Here is a 1,243-nt window from a genome sequence, read left to right as displayed (position 1 = left end):
TGAACTGGCCTAATGATTTTGGACACTTCAATCGGGCGCTATGATAGCGCCCAAATCTGAGGTGTTTGGATATGCGTAAATCTTATTCGAGTGAGTTCAAGCTCAAGGCTGCCAGCATGGTGCTGGATGAAGGTCAGCCGGTTACCGAGGTCTGTGCCAGCCTGGATATCGGCCCTACTGCCCTGCGTCGCTGGGTCGATCAGGTACAAAAAGAGCGCCTAGGTTCGACTCCGGTGGGAGCCAAGGCGATTACCGCTGATCAACGAGAGATCCAGAGACTCAAAGCCCTGCTCAGGGAGAAAGACCTGGACATTGAAATCTTAAAAAAGGCCAGTGCTCTCCTGCTTTTGGACGCCAAAGATCATTCACGCTGATCGATGAGCTGGACGAGCAGTACGGCGTTAAAAGGTGTTGCCGGGCGTTCGGGGTTAACCGCAGCAGCTTCTATGCCTGGCGCCAGCGCCAGGGCAGAGCAAATCCTGAGCGGGAAAAGCTCAAAGCCGCGCTGGTCAGGCACCACAAGGCGTCGAGAGAGTCGGCGGGCGCACGTACCTTGTCCAAGGAACTGCAAGCCAAAGGACATCGTGTCGGACGTTATATGGCTCGCAACTTGATGCGCGAAGCTGGCATCGCTAGTCGTCAGCGCAGGCGTCATAAGTACAAGTCGCCGGGCGTTGAGGCCTTGGTGGCGCCGCACGTGCTCAAGCGAAAGTTTGATGTGACGACGGTTAATCAAGTGTGGTGTGGCGACGTGACGTACATCAAGGTCGGCAAGCGTTGGATGTACTTCGCTGCCGTTCTGGATCTGTACGCTCGCAGGATCGTAGGCTGGTCGTTCTCGATGATTTCGGATGCCAACCTGACCTGCGAAGCACTACGCATGGCAGTTGAGCTACGCGGCCATCCCGAGGATGTGTTGTTTCATTCTGACCAAGGTTGTCAGTACACCAGCCATAAATTCCGAAACGCGCTTGTGAAACATGGGTTTAGGCAAAGTATGAGCCGTAAAGGCGAGTGCTGGGACAACGCCCCGATGGAGCGTTTCTTTGGTAGTTTGAAATCCGAGTGGGTTCCTGAAACGGGCTACAAACTGGAACATGAGGCGCGGGCAGATGTGCAGCGCTATGTCTCGCGCTACAACATCAGCAGGCCTCACAGCTACAACGACTACCGGTCGCCGGTCGCGAAGGAAAGGTTGGCGGCATGAACCTTAATCGGTGTCCAAGATTACTTGACCAGTTCA

At 54.9% G+C, this 1,243-nt stretch carries 1 protein-coding gene; it reads left to right on the top strand.

The features are described 5' to 3' along the window. The first annotated feature begins 71 nt into the window (after positions 1 to 71). A protein-coding gene (locus ACZRMO_RS30195; RefSeq protein ID WP_463975271.1) for an IS3 family transposase occupies positions 72 to 1,207 on the top strand; the annotation gives its coding sequence in 2 pieces (ribosomal slippage) (positions 72 to 318 and positions 318 to 1,207; 1,137 coding nt in all). Positions 1,208 to 1,243: the final 36 nt, after the last annotated feature.

This window comes from Pseudomonas sp. B611 (genome assembly GCF_055407965.1).
This window is presented reverse-complemented; position numbering and strand designations above follow the sequence as displayed.